Annotated in this window: 14 protein-coding genes; 9 read left to right on the top strand and 5 right to left on the bottom strand. The window is 62.8% G+C overall.

Annotated features, from left to right (window positions below):
• Nucleotides 1-114 precede the first annotated feature (114 nt).
• The 3 genes from JOY50_RS25795 to cysB all read left to right on the top strand — a co-directional run bounded on the left by JOY50_RS25795 (nt 115) and on the right by cysB (nt 2,800).
• Nucleotides 115-1,062, top strand: a complete 948-nt coding sequence (locus JOY50_RS25795) for a putative 2-dehydropantoate 2-reductase (RefSeq protein ID WP_132846031.1) — start codon at nt 115-117, stop codon at nt 1,060-1,062.
• 138 nt (nt 1,063-1,200) lie between these two features.
• On the top strand, nt 1,201-1,698 hold the full coding sequence (locus JOY50_RS25790) for a universal stress protein (protein ID WP_016485904.1): 498 nt from the start codon (nt 1,201-1,203) through the stop codon (nt 1,696-1,698).
• A gap of 127 nt (nt 1,699-1,825) precedes the next feature.
• Nucleotides 1,826-2,800 carry an HTH-type transcriptional regulator CysB gene (gene cysB, locus JOY50_RS25785; RefSeq protein WP_016485905.1) on the top strand — a complete coding sequence of 325 codons (975 nt, stop codon included), beginning with the start codon at nt 1,826-1,828 and terminating at the stop codon, nt 2,798-2,800.
• Between the two features lie 124 nt (nt 2,801-2,924).
• Here the strand turns inward: cysB and JOY50_RS25780 are convergent, their stop codons facing one another.
• From JOY50_RS25780 to JOY50_RS25760, 5 genes are all read right to left on the bottom strand, one after another.
• Nucleotides 2,925-3,659: a phosphoadenylyl-sulfate reductase gene (locus tag JOY50_RS25780; protein WP_016500538.1), complete on the bottom strand. Its 735-nt coding sequence runs from the start codon at nt 3,657-3,659 to the stop codon at nt 2,925-2,927.
• Between the two features lie 79 nt (nt 3,660-3,738).
• Nucleotides 3,739-5,082 carry an aminodeoxychorismate synthase component I gene (gene pabB, locus JOY50_RS25775; protein WP_138736881.1) on the bottom strand — a complete coding sequence of 448 codons (1,344 nt, stop codon included), beginning with the start codon at nt 5,080-5,082 and terminating at the stop codon, nt 3,739-3,741.
• 208 nt (nt 5,083-5,290) lie between these two features.
• Complete coding sequence (locus JOY50_RS25770) at nt 5,291-6,271, bottom strand: alpha-L-glutamate ligase-like protein (protein WP_132846039.1); 981 nt, start codon at nt 6,269-6,271, stop codon at nt 5,291-5,293.
• On the bottom strand, nt 6,271-7,806 hold the full coding sequence (locus tag JOY50_RS25765) for an inactive transglutaminase family protein (protein WP_132846041.1): 1,536 nt from the start codon (nt 7,804-7,806) through the stop codon (nt 6,271-6,273). Before JOY50_RS25765 ends, JOY50_RS25770 begins: the two co-directional genes overlap by 1 nt.
• Nucleotides 7,807-7,811: 5 nt before the next feature.
• Complete coding sequence (locus JOY50_RS25760) at nt 7,812-8,348, bottom strand: ATP-dependent zinc protease (protein WP_019470703.1); 537 nt, start codon at nt 8,346-8,348, stop codon at nt 7,812-7,814.
• 305 nt (nt 8,349-8,653) lie between these two features.
• Between JOY50_RS25760 and JOY50_RS25755 the strand changes: the two genes are divergently transcribed.
• From JOY50_RS25755 to prpD, 6 genes are all read left to right on the top strand, one after another.
• The gene (locus JOY50_RS25755; protein WP_086978296.1) at nt 8,654-9,370 is read left to right on the top strand and encodes a GntR family transcriptional regulator; all 717 of its coding nucleotides are present in this window, start codon (nt 8,654-8,656) and stop codon (nt 9,368-9,370) included.
• On the top strand, nt 9,367-10,257 hold the full coding sequence (prpB, locus tag JOY50_RS25750) for a methylisocitrate lyase (RefSeq protein ID WP_016485912.1): 891 nt from the start codon (nt 9,367-9,369) through the stop codon (nt 10,255-10,257). The genes JOY50_RS25755 and prpB overlap by 4 nt, the downstream gene beginning before the upstream one ends.
• Before the next feature lie 58 nt (nt 10,258-10,315).
• Nucleotides 10,316-11,443, top strand: a complete 1,128-nt coding sequence (gene prpC, locus JOY50_RS25745; protein WP_016500532.1) for a 2-methylcitrate synthase — start codon at nt 10,316-10,318, stop codon at nt 11,441-11,443.
• 193 nt (nt 11,444-11,636) lie between these two features.
• Nucleotides 11,637-14,225, top strand: a complete 2,589-nt coding sequence (gene acnD / locus JOY50_RS25740; RefSeq protein ID WP_132846046.1) for a Fe/S-dependent 2-methylisocitrate dehydratase AcnD — start codon at nt 11,637-11,639, stop codon at nt 14,223-14,225.
• A 148-nt stretch (nt 14,226-14,373) separates the two neighbouring features.
• A complete protein-coding gene (gene prpF, locus JOY50_RS25735) occupies nt 14,374-15,564 on the top strand; it encodes a 2-methylaconitate cis-trans isomerase PrpF (protein WP_132846049.1) in 1,191 nt (396 codons plus the stop codon).
• A 169-nt stretch (nt 15,565-15,733) separates the two neighbouring features.
• Nucleotides 15,734-17,218, top strand: coding sequence for a 2-methylcitrate dehydratase (gene prpD, locus JOY50_RS25730; RefSeq protein WP_132846051.1), 1,485 nt, complete (start codon nt 15,734-15,736; stop codon nt 17,216-17,218).
• Nucleotides 17,219-17,301 lie beyond the last annotated feature (83 nt).

Genomic DNA, 17,301 nt, shown 5'->3' with positions numbered 1-17,301 from the left:
CAAGTCCCGTCAGCGTGCTGTTTTACCTGCTCCAGTGGCGCGTTGGCGTCCATGGGCTACCTGCCAGTGCGCAAGCTGTGTAAAAAGAAGGCTGACATTTACCTGGAGGTCGGCATGCATCCGCACACACCACGCATCGGCATCATTGGCAGTGGGGCTATCGGTGGCTTTTATGGGTTGATGCTGGCCCGCGCCGGTTTCGACGTGCATTTTCTGCTGCGCAGCGAGTACCAGGTTGTACGCGAACAGGGGTTGGCGCTGGACAGTGCGGTGCACGGTAAGCTGCTGATGAAGGTGCAGGCCTATGCCAGTGCCGCCGACATGCCGCCTTGCGACTGGTTGCTGGTCGGTGCCAAGGCCACCAGCAACGACCAGCTCGCGCCGTCGATCGTGCAGGCCGCTGCGCCTGGCGCCAAAGTTCTGCTGCTGCAAAACGGCTTGGGTGTGGAGGAGCAGCTGCGTCCGGCCTTGCGCAGCGACATGCACCTGCTCGGCGGCCTGTGCTTCATCTGCGTCAACCGCCACGCGCCGGGTGTGATTCGTCACCAGGCCCTGGGGGCGGTCAACCTGGGCTACCACAGTGGGCCGGCCAATGAGGGTGGTGCTGCGGTGGTCAGTGAAGGTGCAGGGTTGTTCCAGGCGGCGGGCATCGATTCGCAGGCCATGCCGAACCTGGACTTGGCGCGCTGGCAGAAGCTGGTGTGGAACGTGCCTTATAACGGCCTGTCGGTGCTGCTGGGTGAAGGGACTACTGGGCTGATGGCAAGCAGCCATAGCCGTGAATTGATCCAGGCCTTGATGGCTGAGGTGGTGCAAGGCGCTGCCGCCTGCGGGCACCTGTTGCCCGAGGGCTATGCCGAGCACCTGTTCCAGATGACCGGGCGCATGCCCGACTACTGGCCAAGCATGTATCACGATTATGCCCTTATGCGCCCGTTGGAGCTGCAGGCTATCTATGGCGAGCCACTGGCGCGTGCACGCGCGGCAGGCTGCACCTTGCCGCGCATGGAAATGCTGTACCAGGCACTGAGTTTCCTCGACAGCAGCGATGGACGCCGCTGAGGGTAGCTTTGACCTCGGCAGCGCGCTCTTGTGGGGCCCTTCAGCCCCCGCCGGGCAGTGCGCCGGACGGCAAAGCGTGCGTCCGGCGCGCTGCTAAGCTGAAGCTTGCTCTGCCGCTGCGGCAGTCGAGGAGGTCGAATGATCCGCTCCATGCTGTACGCCACCGACCTCGGTGTCTACGCCCCTTTTGTGATGCAGCACGCGCTGGCCTTGGCGCGCACATTCAACGCCGAGCTGTATGTGATTCATGCGGTGGAGCCAATGGGGCAGTTCGCCGAATCCCTCCTGCAGAGCTACCTCGATGAGCAGACGCTCGACCAGTTGCACAGCCAGGGGGTGAGCACGGTGATGGCCAACATCGAGCAGCGCGTGCTGGAGAGCTTTCGCGATGAGTTGGGCGAGGAGGCCGACCTGGCGGTGATAAAGGCGGTGCGGGTACGCCAGGGCGACCCGGCCCAGGTGATCCTTGACCAGGCGCAGCGGCTTAGCGTCGACCTGTTGATTTTCGGCAGCCACAGTGCTGGTGCAGGGGTGGATGTGCCCCTGGGGCGCACAGCGGTGCGGCTGCTGCAGCTGTCGCCGGTGCCGGTGTATATGGTGCCGTTGGCGCAGCATTTGGGGCGTAGGAAAGTGTGAAGATGGCCGTGGACCATTTCCGGGGCACGTAACAAAATAGTTCTAGATTTATTTCCAGAACCACTAATATAGTTATATATCGTCGCTGCCTGCTGCCGCGGACTCATCGCTGAACCGAGGGAAACCTATGAAGCTTCAACAACTGCGCTACATCTGGGAAGTGGCGCACCATGACCTCAACGTCTCCGCGACGGCGCAAAGCCTGTATACCTCCCAGCCAGGTATCAGCAAGCAGATCCGCCTGCTCGAAGACGAACTGGGTGTTGAAGTCTTTGCGCGCAGCGGCAAGCATCTGACCCGTGTCACGCCAGCCGGGGAGCGCATCATCAATACCGCCGGCGAAATCCTGCGCAAGGTCGAGAGCATCAAGCAGATCGCCCAGGAGTTCTCCAACGAGAAAAAGGGCACGCTGTCCATTGCCACCACCCATACCCAGGCACGCTATGCCTTGCCGCCGGTGATCAGCAGCTTCATCAAGCAATACCCGGAAGTGTCCTTGCACATGCACCAGGGTTCGCCCATGCAGATTGCCGAGATGGCTGCGGACGGTACCGTTGACTTCGCCATCGCCACTGAGGCGCTGGAGCTGTTCGGCGACCTGATCATGATGCCGTGCTACAAGTGGAATCGCTGCGTTGTGGTGCCGCAGGGTCATCCGCTGGCCAAGCTGCCGAAACTGACCCTGGAAGCCGTTGCCGAATACCCGATCGTCACCTACGTGTTTGGTTTCACCGGGCGCTCGAAGCTGGACGAAGCCTTCAACCACCGTGGCCTCACGCCAAAAGTGGTGTTTACCGCGGCAGATGCCGACGTGATCAAGACCTATGTGCGCCTTGGACTGGGCGTGGGTATCGTCGCGGGTATGGCCGTGGACGCCAAACTCGACAATGACCTGGTGGCCCTGGATGCCAGCGAGCTGTTCGAGGCCAGCATCACCAAGATCGGCTTCCGCCGTGGCACCTTCCTGCGTGGCTTCATGTGCGACTTCATCGAGAAGTTTGCCCCGCACCTGACCCGCGAAGTAATGGCCAAGGCCATTCAGTGCCATAACAAGCAAGAGCTTGAAGAGCTGTTCGCAGGCGTTGAACTGCCGGTGCACTGATCCGCAATTGTGCGGGGCCGCTTTGCGGCCCTTTCGCGGCACAAGGCCGCTCCTGCAGGGACATGCGATTTCCTGTAGGAGCGGCCTTGTGTCGCGATAGGGCTGCAACGCAGCCCCGGCTATCTCAAGCCTTGCTGATCAGGTTGCCTGCGTGCAACCCGCATTCCTTCTGCGTCGACTCTTCCCACCACCAACGCCCTTCACGCTCATGCTGGTTTGGTAGTACCGGGCGGGTGCACGGCTCGCAGCCGATGCTGATGAAGCCGCGCTCATGCAAGCTGTTGTAGGGCAGCTCAAGCATGCGGATATAACCCCACACTTCCTCACTGCTCATCTGCGCCAGCGGGTTGAACTTGTACAGGGTGCGCTCGGGGGTAGAGAAGGCGCTGTCGATTTCCAGGGCCGCCACCTGGCTGCGGGTGCCCGGGCTCTGGTCACGGCGCTGGCCGGTGGCCCAGGCGCTCACGGTGGCCAGCTTGCGGCGCAGTGGCTCGATCTTGCGAATGCCGCAGCACTCGCCGTGGCCGTCCTTGTAGAAGCTGAACAAGCCCTTTTCCTTGACGAACGGGTCAAGCTTGGCACGGTCGGGGCTGAGCAGTTCAATCGGCAGGTTGTACTGTTCGCGCACCTGGTCGATGAACCGGTAAGTCTCTGGGTGCAGGCGGCCGGTGTCGAGGCTGAACACCTTGACCTGCTTGTTCAGCTTCCAGGCCATGTCGACCAGCACCACGTCCTCGGCACCGCTGAAGGAGATCCACAGGTCATCACCAAAATGCTCGAAGGCGAGCTTGAGAATGTCCTGCGGGGACTTGTTGGCGTAGGTCGCGGCCAGGGCGGCGACGTCGAAGGGTTGGCTCATCAGGCGGTTTCCATCTTGGCTGTGGCGCTGTGCGCTCGTAGTAAGGTGATGGTAACAAAAAAACGCGGGCTAGACGGACTCACAGGCCCTGCAAGGTCTGCATCAACACTCGCACCTTGGCGATCGACTCTTCATATTCGGCCTGCCACTCGGAGTCGGCCACCACGGCACCGCCGCCCCAGCAACTGACCTGGCCGTCTTTGACCAGCAGGCTGCGAATGGCAATCGAGCTGTCCATCTCGCCGCGCACATCCACATACAGCAGCGAGCCGCAGTACAGCGCCCGGCGCGCCGGCTCCAGCTCGTCGATGATCTGCATGGCGCGAATCTTCGGCGCCCCGGTGATCGAGCCACCGGGGAAGCTGTCGCCGATCAGGTGCAGGGCATCCTTGTCGCTGGCCAACTGGCCGGTGATGCTGCTGACTAGGTGGTGGACGTTGGGGTAACTCTCCAGGCTGAACAGTTCCGGTACTTTCACCGAACCGATCTTGCAGGTGCGCCCCAGGTCGTTGCGCAGCAGGTCGACGATCATCAGGTTTTCCGAGCGGTCCTTGGGACTGTGCAGCAGTTCCTCGGCATTGCGCTTGTCTTCAACCGGGTCGTTGGCGCGTGGGCGAGTGCCCTTGATTGGTCGGGTTTCCACCTGGCCCTGGCTGACGCGGATGAAGCGCTCAGGCGAAAAGCTCAGCAAGGCGCTGCCGTCGGCCAGTTGCTGGTAGCCGGAAAACGGTGTCGGGCAGGCGTGGCGCAGGGCCTGATAGGCCTGCCACGGGTCGCCCTGGCAGGGTGCGCGGAAGCGTTGGGTAAGGTTGATCTGGTAGCAGTCGCCGGCCTGGATGTAGCGTTGTACCTGGTCGAAGGCGGCCCGGTACTGGTCGGGCTGCAGGTCGCCGACCATCGGCGCGAGCAGCTTGAAGCCGCCACTTGCAGTGCTGCAGGCGCCTTCGAAAAGCGTGATCAGGCGTTCACGTTCGCTGTCTGCAAGGCTCGGGTGGAACACCAGCTGGCTGGTGCCATGCACATGGTCGCTGACCAGTGCCCAGGCATACAGGCCCAGTTGCGCGTCGGGCAGGCCGAGGTCATCCACGGCCAGGCTTGGCAGCTGTTCCAGGCGGCGGCCGAAGTCGTAGCTCAGGTAGCCGATCAGGCCGCCGGCAAAGGGTAGCTCGCTGCCTTCTGGCAGTTGCGCATGGCCCAGGTGGGCCAGGCCGGCACGCAGGCGCTGGAGGAAGGTGCGGCCTTGTTCGCCGGGGTGCGCTTGCAGCTGCTGCAATGGCCAGGCACTGAGCAGGTCAAAGCGGCCGCGTTCGGCGCCGGGGCGGGCGCTGTCGAGCAGGATCGCGCCGGGGGCCTGGCGCAGGCGGGCAAAATAGGCGGCTGGGTCGGGCTGGTAGGGCAGGGGGTAAAGCGTACAGGTCGGCATCAGTGTGGACGGCGATGTAAAAGCGAGGAGGGCGATTGTAGACCTGTGCAGGAAAAGCGCCTAGCACTGGGCGCGACATTCAACAGTGTGTTTGGCCCATTCGTAGCACAAGGCTGCTCCTACAGGTGGAACGCAGCCCTGGAAACCTGCGCAGTACCTGTAGGGGCAGCCTTGTGCAGCGAATGGGCTGCAAGGCAGCCCCGGCAATTCAGCGGTTAGGCACGTGCCCGAACAAACCCTGAGCTACCCGAACGCGCTGCTCGACATCTTCGGTCACGCCATCCTTCGCCAGCGCTTCGATGTGCGCCTCGATGGCGTGGGTGCGCTGGGTCAGACCGCAGTCGTTGGCAATCTGGATGTTCAGGCCTGGGCGGGCGTTGAGCTCGAGAATCAGCGGGCCCTTTTCCTGGTCCAGTACCATGTCCACACCGATGTAACCCAGCCCGCACAGTTCATAGCAGCCGGCGGCCAGCTTCATGAAGCCGTCCCAGTTCGGCAACTGCACGCCGTCCACCGCGTTGGTGGTGTCCGGGTGCTTGCTGATGATGTTGTTCAGCCAGGTACCGCGCAGGGTTACGCCGGTGGCCAGGTCAACGCCTACGCCGATGGCGCCCTGGTGCAGGTTGGCCTTGCCGCCGGACTGGCGGGTCGGCAAGCGCAGCATGGCCATTACCGGGTAACCCATCAGCACGATGATGCGGATGTCCGGCACACCTTCGTAGCTGATGCTCTTGAAGATCTGGTCGGGGGTAACCCGGTACTCGATCAGTGCGCGGTCGCGGTGGCCGCCCAGCGAGTACAGGCCGGTGAGGATGCTCGAAATCTGGTGCTCGATTTCCTCATGGCTGATGATTTTGCCCGACACCGTGCGGTAGCGGTCCTCGAAGCGGTCGGCGATCACCAGGATGCCGTCACCGCCGGCGCCTTGCGCCGGCTTGATGACGAAATCGCTGCGCCCGCCAATGATCTGGTCGAGCTTGTCGATTTCTTTCTCGGTTTCGATGATGCCGTACATTTCCGGCACATGGATACCGGCCGCCAGGGCGCGTTCCTTGGTGATGATCTTGTCGTCGACGATCGGGTACAAGCTGCGCTTGTTGTACTTCAACACGTAGTCCGCGTTGCGCCGGTTGATACCCATGATGCCCCGGGCCTCCAGGGCTTTCCACGTCTTGATCAGGCCAAACATCAGGCGTCAGCCTTCTTCAGGAATGCCTTGAAGCGCACGAGTTCGGTCAGGCGGTAGCCACGATAGCGGCCCATCGCCAGCATGAAGCCCACCAGGATCAGCAGTACGGCCGGGAACGTGAACACGAAGTACACCAGCTCCGGCACCATCATCAGCAGGTGCGCCAAAGAGGCTGCAAACAGGGTGCCGATGGCCACTTTCATGGCATGGCCACCGCCACGCTCTTCCCAGGTGATCGACAGGCGCTCGATGGTCATGGTCAGGATCACCATCGGGAACAATGCCACCGACAGCCCGCGCTCAAGGCCCAGCTTGTGGCTGAACAGGCTGATGGCGGCGATCAGCACCACGACGAAGGTCAGCACCACCGACAGGCGTGGCAGCATTTGCAGCTTGAGGTGTTCCAGGTACGAGCGTAACGACAGGCCAAGCGCGGTAATCACCGTGAACAGCACGATGCCGAAGCCCAGCTGGGTCTCGCGGAAGGCCAGGGCGATCAGCACCGGGGTGAAGGTGCCCAGGGTCTGCAGGCCGATCAGGTTACGCAGCACCAGGATCACCAGCACGCCGATCGGGATCATTACCATGATCATGAAGGTTTGCTGGGTCTGCAGCGGCAGGCTGTACAGCGAGTACTCGAGGAAGTCGGCGTCGGTGTTCTCGTCGGTCAGCTTGGCCAGGCGGATGGCGTTCATCTCGCTGTTGTTCATGCTGAAGGTGACGTTGGCCTTCTTGCCGCCATCGACGGTGATCAGGTTGTCGTCACCGGTCCACCACAGCAGGCGGTCACTGGGCAGGCCTTGCTCGCCGGTGTCCGGGTTGAAGTACAGCCAGTCGTTACCGTTGAAGCTGCGCAGCCACAGTTCCGGGGTTTGCGGGGTGTCGGCCACCAGGCGGATGGTGTGTACCTTTTCCATCGGCACGTGGGCGATCGACAGCAGCAGGTCGATGACCTGCGCCTTCTTCATCGGCGAAGTGTCGCCGGCCAACAGCAGCTTGACGTTGTCGTCGTTGAGGTTGTTGACCCGCTTGATGGTCTCGCTGACGAAGGTCTCGACGTCGGCAGAGTGCTGGCGAATCGGCGCCATCAGGGCTTCGGCGGCGATTTTCTCGGGGCCTTCGATAGCCAGGCTGTCACGGAAGGTCGGGCCTTTGACCGTGGTCTTCTCGTTGCTGTAGCGCTTGGTCAGCACCAGGCGGTAATACAGGGTCTGGTTGCCGTTGGCGCGACGGGCCGACCAGGTGACCTTGCGGTTACCGTCGGCACGGTTGACGCTCACCCCGTAGTTGTTGGAGATGAAGCTCTCGTTGAGGCTGACGTAGTCGCGGTTCAGCGGTGGCACGAACATCTGCACCTTGACCGGGTCCTTGGTGCTGGCCACAAACTCGACCTTGGCGTCGATGTTCCACAGGTCGTCGGTTTCATCTTCGGTCACCGGAATACCGAGGAAGAAGATCTGATAAGCCGTGACCGCCACGCCCAGTAGCACCAGTACGGTGATCAGGACTTTCAGATGGAGGGTAAGAGAGCGCATCGGGATTACTCTGCTTTGGGAGCGTCGGTGGCACAGGCAGGTTTGCCGGCCGCATATTTAAGGCTTGGGTCAACCAGCGCGTCGAAGTGCTTGAGCGCCTCGGAGCCGATCAGCAGCGGGAACTGGAAGGCGCTGCGGTCGGTGAGGTTGACTTCGATGGTGCGCATGGCCTGGCCCATGCAGATTTCAAGTTCGATGACCGGGCGTGCCGTATAGGCCTTGCCCGATTCGGCATCATAATCGCCGGCCCGGCGCTTGATCTTGCTTACGCGTGCCAGCGGACGCTCGATCGGGTGTGAATGGGCAGCATCGATGGCCAGGTAGAAGCGCACCCAGCTTTCGCCGTTGCGCTTGAACCGCTTGATATCGCGGGCGCTGAGCGAGGCAGTCTTGGCGCCGGTGTCGAGCTTGGCGGCCACTTCAAGGTCCAGGTCGCCCAACCGTGCATATTCGTTGAGACCATAGACGGTCTTACCCGCAGCTTGGCCAAGGGCCGGTAGCAGGGTGAGGCATAGCAGCATTAAAACGGGTGTAAGTCTCATAATCCTGGCGCGGTGCAGTGCAAGGTTCTAGGCAAGGTTCTGGTCAAGGCGACTGGCAACTACTGCGCAAGCTTCCTCTTATATCTGTCAACAAGCATGAATGTATGACAGACAGGCTATCCATACCCCATCGGAGGCGCGGCATTCTATCACGCCGACGTCTTGACGCCAGCGGTGCGCGATCTGACAGCACCGTGCCGGGGTTAGTTCGTTCTTAGACGATTGTCGACAATATTCATTTTGTCTTTGACTGTGGCGCCTTGATTCGCTAATTTCTGGCGAATAGTTTTCAAGGTGTCGACAATATGCAGGACCTCTCCACCCCCAGCCCGGTGCTGACAGACGAAACGGAAACCTTGTCTGAAAACGTCTTCCGGCGTATTCAGGCGGCCATCGTCAAGGGCGAAATCGCCCCCGGCAGCAAGATCTCCGAGCCGGAGCTGGCGCGCACCTACGGCATCAGCCGCGGGCCGCTGCGCGAGGCCATCCACCGCCTGGAAGGCCAGCGCCTGCTGGTGCGCGTACCGCATGTGGGCGCGCGCGTGGTGTCGCTGAACCACGCCGAGCTGATCGAACTGTACGAAATCCGCGAGTCGCTGGAAGGCATGGCCTGCCGTCTGGCAGCCGAACGCATGAGCCAAGGCGACATCGACGAACTGCGCCGTGTGCTTGATACCCATGAGCGCGATGCCGCATTCCAGGCTGGTGTGGGTTACTACCAGCAGGAAGGCGACTACGACTTCCATTACCGGATTATCCAGGGCAGCGGCAACCAGACCCTGGTCAAGATGCTGTGTGGCGAACTGTACCAACTGGTGCGGATGTACCGCATCCAGTTCTCTGCCACGCCCAATCGGCCACGCCAGGCCTTTGCCGAACACCACCGCATTCTCGATGCCATCGCCGACCGTGACGGCGAGCTGGCCGAACTCCTGATGCGTCGCCACATCGGCGCGTCCAAGCGCAACATCGAGCGTCACTATCTGGACGCCCACAACAACAGCCCACGAGGTGAGAAATGACTGTGAAGAGCACCCCCGGTCAGCGTTTCCGCGACGCCGTTGCAGCCGAACACCCACTGCAGGTGGTTGGTGCCATCAACGCCAACCATGCCCTGCTGGCCAAGCGCGCCGGTTTCAAGGCCATCTACCTGTCCGGTGGCGGCGTGGCCGCAGGCTCGCTGGGCTTGCCGGACCTGGGCATCACCGGCCTGGACGACGTGCTCACCGATGTGCGCCGTATCACCGACGTGTGCGACGTGCCGTTGCTGGTGGATGTCGACACCGGCTTTGGTGCGTCGGCCTTCAACGTCGCCCGCACCGTACGTTCGATGAGCAAGTTTGGCGCTGCTGCCATCCATATCGAGGACCAGGTGGGCGCCAAACGCTGTGGCCACCGTCCGAACAAGGAAATCGTCAGCCAGCAGGAAATGGTCGACCGCATCAAGGCCGCTGTCGATGCCCGTAGCGACGACAGCTTCGTGATCATGGCGCGTACCGATGCTCTGGCCGTCGAAGGCCTGAACGCTGCCCTTGATCGCGCCGAGGCGTGTATCGAGGCTGGCGCCGACATGATCTTCCCGGAAGCCATCACTGAACTGCAGATGTACAAGACGTTTGCTGATCGGGTGAAGGCACCGATTCTGGCCAACATCACCGAATTCGGCGCCACGCCGTTGTACACCACCGAAGAGCTGGCCTCGGTCGACGTGTCGCTGGTGCTGTACCCGCTGTCGGCTTTCCGTGCCATGAACAAGGCCGCCGAGAACGTGTACACCGCGCTGCGCCGCGACGGCACGCAGAAAAACGTCATCGACACCATGCAGACTCGCATGGAGCTCTACGATGCCATTGGTTACCACGCCTTCGAGCAAAGCCTCGACGCGCTGTTTGCCCAGAAAAAGGGCTGAGCAACACCCCGAATTAGCCAGAATAAATCCATAACAAATTCAAGAAAGGAGAAACACCATGGCCGAAGCGAAAGTACTCAGTGGCGCAGGCCTGCGTGGCCAGGTGGCCGGCCAGACCGCACTGTCGACCGTTGGCCAGGCCGGTGCCGGGCTGACCTACCGGGGTTACGACGTGCGTGACCTGGCAGCAGGTGCCGAATTCGAAGAAGTCGCTTACCTGTTGCTGTACGGCGAGCTACCAACCCAGGCCGAGCTGGCCGACTACAAGCTCAAGCTCAAGGGCCTGCGTGACCTGCCGCAAGCATTGAAGGAAGTGCTGGAGCGTATTCCGCGTGACGCCCACCCGATGGACGTGATGCGCACCGGTTGCTCGGTACTGGGTACCCTGGAGCCCGAGCTCACCTTCGAAGCCCAGCGCGACAAGACCGACCGCCTGCTGGCGCTGTTCCCGGCAGTGATGTGCTACTGGTACCGCTTCACCCACCATGGCGTGCGCATCGATTGCACCAGTGACGAAGACACGCTCGGCGGCCACTTCCTGCACCTGCTGCACGGCAAGAAGCCTAGCGAGCTGCACGTCAAGGTCATGAACGTGTCGCTGATCCTGTACGCCGAGCACGAGTTCAATGCCTCGACTTTCACTGCCCGCGTTTGCGCCTCGACCCTGTCCGACCTGTACTCCTGCGTCACCGCTGCCATCGGCTCGCTGCGCGGCCCGCTGCACGGCGGTGCCAACGAGGCGGCGATGGAGCTGATCGAGCGCTTCCAGAGCCCGCAGGAAGCCACCGCCGAGCTGCTGCGCATGCTGGAGCGCAAGGACAAGATCATGGGCTTTGGCCATGCCATCTACAAAGAGTCCGACCCGCGCAACGAGGTGATCAAGGGCTGGTCGAAGCAGCTGGCCGACGAAGTGGGCGACAAGGTGCTGTACCCGGTTTCCGAAGCCATCGACAAGACCATGTGGGAGCAAAAGCGGCTGTTCCCCAACGCTGACTTCTACCATGCCTCGGCGTACCACTTCATGGGCATCCCGACCAAGCTGTTCACCCCGATCTTCGTCTGCTCGCGCCTGACCGGCTGGGCAGCCCACGTCTTCGAGCAGCGCGCCAACAACCGCATCATCCGCCCGAGCGCCGAGTATGTCGGCGTCGAGCAGCGCCAGTTCGTGCCGATCGAGCAGCGCTGACAGACCGAACCTGTGGGGTGGCCTGTTCCGGCCTCATCGCCGGCAAGCCAGCTCCCACAGGTGTTGCACCGCCTTTGAGGCTTGTGCTGTACCTGTGGGAGCTGGCTTGCCGGCGATGAGGCCGGAACAGCCAACACAGGACAGCAATTAGAAAGCTATCCACGACCGTACCGTGACCGAGCCTGATAACGATATGAACACAGCATTCCGCAAGCACCTGCCAGGCACCGACCTGGACTACTTCGATGCCCGTGCGGCGGTCGAGGCTATCAAGCCCGGCGCCTACGACGGCCTGCCTTACACGTCCCGCGTGCTCGCCGAGAACCTGGTGCGCCGCTGCGATCCGGCAACCCTCGACGCCTCGCTGGGCCAGCTGATCGAGCGCCAGCGCGACCTCGACTTCCCGTGGTTCCCGGCCCGCGTGGTGTGCCACGACATCCTCGGTCAGACCGCGCTGGTCGACCTCGCCGGCCTGCGCGATGCCATCGCCGACAAGGGTGGCGACCCGGCTGCCGTCAACCCGGTGGTGCCGGTGCAACTGATCGTCGACCACTCGCTGGCAGTGGAGTGCGGTGGCTTCGACCCGCAGGCCTTCGAAAAGAACCGGGCCATTGAAGACCGCCGCAACGAAGACCGCTTCCACTTCATCAACTGGACCAAGAAGGCGTTCAAGAACGTCGACGTGATCCAGCCGGGCAACGGCATCATGCACCAGATCAACCTGGAGAAGATGTCGCCTGTCATTCACAACGACCGTGGCGTGGCCTACCCGGACACCTGCGTCGGCACCGACAGCCACACCCCGCATGTCGATGCCCTGGGTGTGATCGCAATCGGCGTGGGTGGCCTGGAAGCCGAGAACGTGATGCTCGGCCGCGCCTCCTGGATGCGCCTGCCGGAAATCGTCGGCGTCGAGCTGACCGGCAAGCTGGCGCCGAACATCACCGCCACCGACCTGGTGCTGGCCCTGACCGAATTCCTGCGCAAACAGAAGGTAGTTGGCGCCTATCTGGAGTTTCACGGTGAAGGTGCCCGGGCCCTGACCTTGGGCGACCGCGCCACCATTTCCAACATGGCGCCTGAATACGGCGCCACCGCAGCGATGTTCGCCATCGACCAGCAGACCATCGACTACCTGCGCCTGACCGGCCGTGAAGAGCAGCAGGTCAAGCTGGTAGAAACCTATGCCAAGGCGACCGGCCTGTGGGCCGACAGCCTGGGCGGCGCCGTCTACGAGCGCGCCTTGAGCTTCGACCTGTCGAGCGTGGTGCGCAACATGGCCGGCCCGTCCAACCCGCACGCGCGCGTGGCTACCAGCGACCTGGCAGCCAAAGGCATTGCCGGCAGCTGGGAAGAGGTGCCGGGGCAGATGCCGGACGGCGCGGTGATCATTGCCGCCATCACCAGTTGCACCAATACCAGCAACCCGCGCAACGTGATCGCCGCAGGCTTGATTGCACGCAATGCCAACAGGCTGGGCCTGGCCCGCAAACCGTGGGTCAAGTCGTCGCTGGCGCCAGGTTCCAAGGCTGTGCAGCTTTACCTGGAAGAAGCCGGGCTGGAGAAGGAGCTGGAGCAACTCGGTTTCGGCATCGTCGCCTTCGCCTGCACCACCTGCAACGGGATGTCTGGCGCCCTGGACCCGGCGATCCAGCAAGAAATCATCGACCGAGACCTGTACGCCACCGCCGTGCTGTCGGGTAACCGCAACTTCGACGGGCGTATCCACCCGTATGCCAAGCAGGCCTTCCTGGCCTCGCCGCCGCTGGTGGTGGCCTATGCCATTGCCGGTACCATCCGCTTCGACATCGAGAAGGATGTGCTGGGCGTGGTCGATGGCAAGGAAATCCGCCTCAAGGATATCTGGCCGAGCGATGAAGAGATCGACGCCGTGGTGCGTGCTGCGGTCAAGCCGGAACAGTTCCGCAAGGTGTACATCCCGATGTTCGCCATCGAGGAAGACCGTGGGCCGAAGGTGGCGCCGCTGTACGACTGGCGCCCGATGAGCACCTATATCCGCCGCCCGCCGTATTGGGAAGGTGCGTTGGCGGGTGAGCGAACCCTGCGCGGCATGCGCCCGCTGGCAGTGCTGCCGGACAACATCACCACCGACCACCTGTCGCCGTCCAACGCCATCATGCTCGACAGTGCTGCCGGTGAGTACCTGGCGAAAATGGGCTTGCCGGAAGAGGACTTCAACTCCTACGCCACCCACCGGGGCGACCACTTGACCGCTCAGCGTGCCACGTTCGCCAACCCCAAGCTGTTCAATGAAATGGTGCGCAAGGAAGACGGCAGCGTGAAGCAGGGCTCGCTGGCGCGTATCGAGCCGGAAGGCAAGGTCACCCGCATGTGGGAGGCCATCGAGACCTACATGCAGCGCAAACAGCCGCTGATCATCGTTGCCGGCGCCGACTACGGCCAGGGTTCGTCCCGCGACTGGGCGGCCAAGGGCGTGCGCCTGGCGGGGGTCGAGGCCATTGTCGCCGAAGGCTTCGAGCGCATTCACCGCACCAACCTGGTGGGCATGGGTGTATTGCCGCTGGAGTTCAAGCCGGGCACCGACCGCAAGACCCTGGGCCTGGACGGTAGCGAGACCTATGACGTGCTTGGCGCACGTACGCCACGGGCAACCTTGACGCTGGTGGTTACCCGCGCCAATGGCGAGCGCCTGGAAGTGCCGGTGACCTGCCGCCTGGACACCGCCGAGGAAGTGTCGATCTACGAAGCGGGCGGGGTGCTGCAGCGCTTTGCCCAGGACTTCCTCGAAGCGACCGCCTGAGCATGAAGCGGGGGCCGCTGTGCGGCCCTTTCGCGACACAAGGCCGCTCCCACAGCGTCACGCGATCCCTTTAGGAGCGGCCTTGTGTCGCGATGGGCTGCGAGGCAGCCCCAGAGGCCATATGCATTTCAGACAGGACAGCACATCAATGGCACACGTACCGCAAGTAAAAATCCCCGCCACCTACATCCGGGGCGGCACCAGCAAAGGCGTGTTCTTCCGCCTGCAAGACCTGCCCGAGCAGGCGCAGATCCCTGGCCCCGCCCGCGACGCACTGCTGCTGCGGGTCATTGGCAGCCCCGACCCTTACGGCAAGCAGATCGACGGCATGGGCGGCGCCACGTCGAGCACCAGCAAGACCGTGATCCTGTCGCAAAGCATCAAGCCTGAGCATGATGTCGACTACCTGTTCGGCCAGGTCAGCATCGACAAGGCTTTCGTCGACTGGAGCGGCAACTGCGGCAATCTGTCCGCCGCAGTCGGTTCGTTCGCCATCAGCAGCGGCCTGGTCGACCCGGCGCGCATCCCACGCAACGGCATGGCCACGGTGCGTATCTGGCAGGCGAATATCGGCAAGACCATCATCGCCCATGTACCGATCACCGAAGGTGAAGTACAGGAAACCGGCGACTTCGAGCTGGACGGGGTGACCTTCCCGGCGGCAGAGGTGCAACTGGAGTTTCTTGACCCGGCTGCCGACGAAGACGGTGGCGGTGGTGCCATGTTCCCGACCGGCCAGCTGATCGATGACCTGGAGGTGCCGGGTGTCGGTACCTTCAAGGCCACCTTGATCAACGCGGGCATCCCGACCATCTTCGTGAACGCGGCGGATATCGGCTACACCGGTACCGAACTGCAGGACGCCATCAACGGCGACCCGCAGGCGCTGCTGCGTTTCGAGACCATTCGTGCTTATGGCGCCGTGCGCATGGGGCTGATCGACAACGTCGACCAGGCTGCCGGGCGTCAGCACACACCAAAAGTGGCGTTCGTTGCGCCACCGAACACCTACACTGCGTCCAGTGGCAAGGCGGTGCAGGCAGGGGATGTCGACCTGTTGGTGCGAGCCTTGTCGATGGGCAAGCTGCACCATGCCATGATGGGTACGGCGGCGGTGGCAATCGGCACCGCGGCGGCCATTCCGGGCACGCTGGTCAACCTCGCCGCTGGCGGGGGCGAACGCAGCGCTGTGCGTTTCGGTCACCCCTCGGGCACCCTGCGGGTCGGGGCCGAGGCGCGCCGCGTAGAGGGTGAATGGACAGTGACCAAGGCAATCATGAGCCGCAGTGCTCGCGTGCTGATGGAGGGCTGGGTTCGCGTGCCTGGCGATAGCTTCTAAAGCACCACTGGCGCTCGGCTTTAGTTCGTTGGGGCCGCTTTGCGGCCCTTCGCGGGCTCGCCCGCTCCCACAGGGTGACCACAGGTTCTGATGCTGTGATCCCCTGTGGGAGCGGGCGAGCCCGCGAAGGGCTGCACAGCAGCCTCGGCAATTCTGAAGGGAGCTGGATATGAGCGCCAACGTAGACCTCAATGACCGCCCGGACTACGACCGGGTGTTACAAACCCTGGCCGACTACGCCCTCGGCTACCGGGTCGAGTCCCTCGAGGCCCTGGACACCGCACGCAACTGCCTGATGGACACCCTTGGCTGCGGCCTGCTGGCCCTGCGCTTCCCTGAATGCACCAAGCTCCTTGGCCCTCAGGTGGAAGGCACGCTGGTGCCCAATGGCGCCCGCGTCCCCGGCACCGCCTACCGCCTCGACCCGGTCAAGGCGGCCTGGGACATCGGCTGCACGGTGCGCTGGCTGGACTACAACGACACCTGGCTGGCCGCTGAATGGGCTCATCCTTCGGACAACCTTGGCGGCATCCTGGCCGTTGCTGATCACCTGTCACAGAAGCACGTAGCCGCGGGTGAGGCGCCGCTGCTGATGCGTGATGTGCTTGCAGCCATGGTCATGGCTCATGAGATCCAAGGTGTGCTGGCACTGGAAAATTCCTTCAACCGCGTCGGCCTCGATCACGTGATTCTGGTGAAGGTGGCCTCGACCGCCGTTTGTGCCAAGTTGATGGGGGCCAATCGCGAGCAGATGCTCTCGGCCTTGTCCCATGCCTTCGTCGACGGCCAGGCCCTGCGCACCTACCGCCACGCGCCCAATGCGGGCTCGCGCAAGTCCTGGGCCGCTGGTGATGCTTCCAGCCGGGGCGTGCGCCTGGCCGATATCGCCTTGCGCGGGGAAATGGGCGTACCGGGCGTGCTCACTGCGCCACAGTGGGGCTTCTACGACGTGTTGTTCAGCCATACCAACAAGGACCTGGCACTCAAACCTGCCGGGCAGCAGGAGCTGCGCGTGCCGCAAGCTTTGGGCAGCTACGTGATGGAAAACGTGTTGTTCAAGGTCAGTTTCCCTGCCGAATTCCATGCCCAGACCGCCTGCGAGGCGGCGGTAACCCTGCATCCACTGGTGCGCAACCGCCTGCATGAAATCGACCGTATCGTCATCACCACCCAGGAGTCGGCGATCCGCATCATTTCCAAGAGCGGGCCGCTGGCCAATGCTGCCGATCGTGACCACTGCCTGCAGTACATGGTGGCGGTGCCGCTGATCTTCGGCCATCTGGTGGCGGAGCATTATGAGGATGCCTTCCATGCCAACCACCCCAGCATCGACCGCCTGCGCGAGAAGATGGAGGTGGTGGAAGACCCGCGCTTCAGTCGCGAGTATCTGGAGCCGGACAAGCGTTCGATCGCCAACGCGCTGCAAGTGTTTTTCAAGGATGGCAGCAGCACTGACAAAGTGGTGGTGGAATACCCGATCGGGCACCGGCGGCGGCGCGGGGAGGGTATTGCGTTGCTGGAGGACAAGTTCAGGGCCAACCTGGCGACGCGTTTTGCCCGGCAGCGGTGTGAACAGATTGTGAGTGTGTGCAAGGACCAGCAGCGGCTGGAAGGGATGGCAGTGCACAGGTTCGTGGATTTGTTTGTGATTTAAGGTTGCCTGTACTGGCCCTATCGCCGGCAAGCCAGCTCCCGCAGGTACTCCAAAGTTCTCAAGACCTGTGGAGTACCTGTGGG

The sequence above is a fragment of the Pseudomonas sp. BP01 genome (genome assembly GCF_022760795.1).
Taxonomy (GTDB): Bacteria; Pseudomonadota; Gammaproteobacteria; order Pseudomonadales; family Pseudomonadaceae; genus Aquipseudomonas; species Aquipseudomonas putida_Q.
The sequence above is the reverse complement of the archived record's forward strand: the minus strand, read 5'-3'. Positions and strand labels throughout refer to the sequence as shown.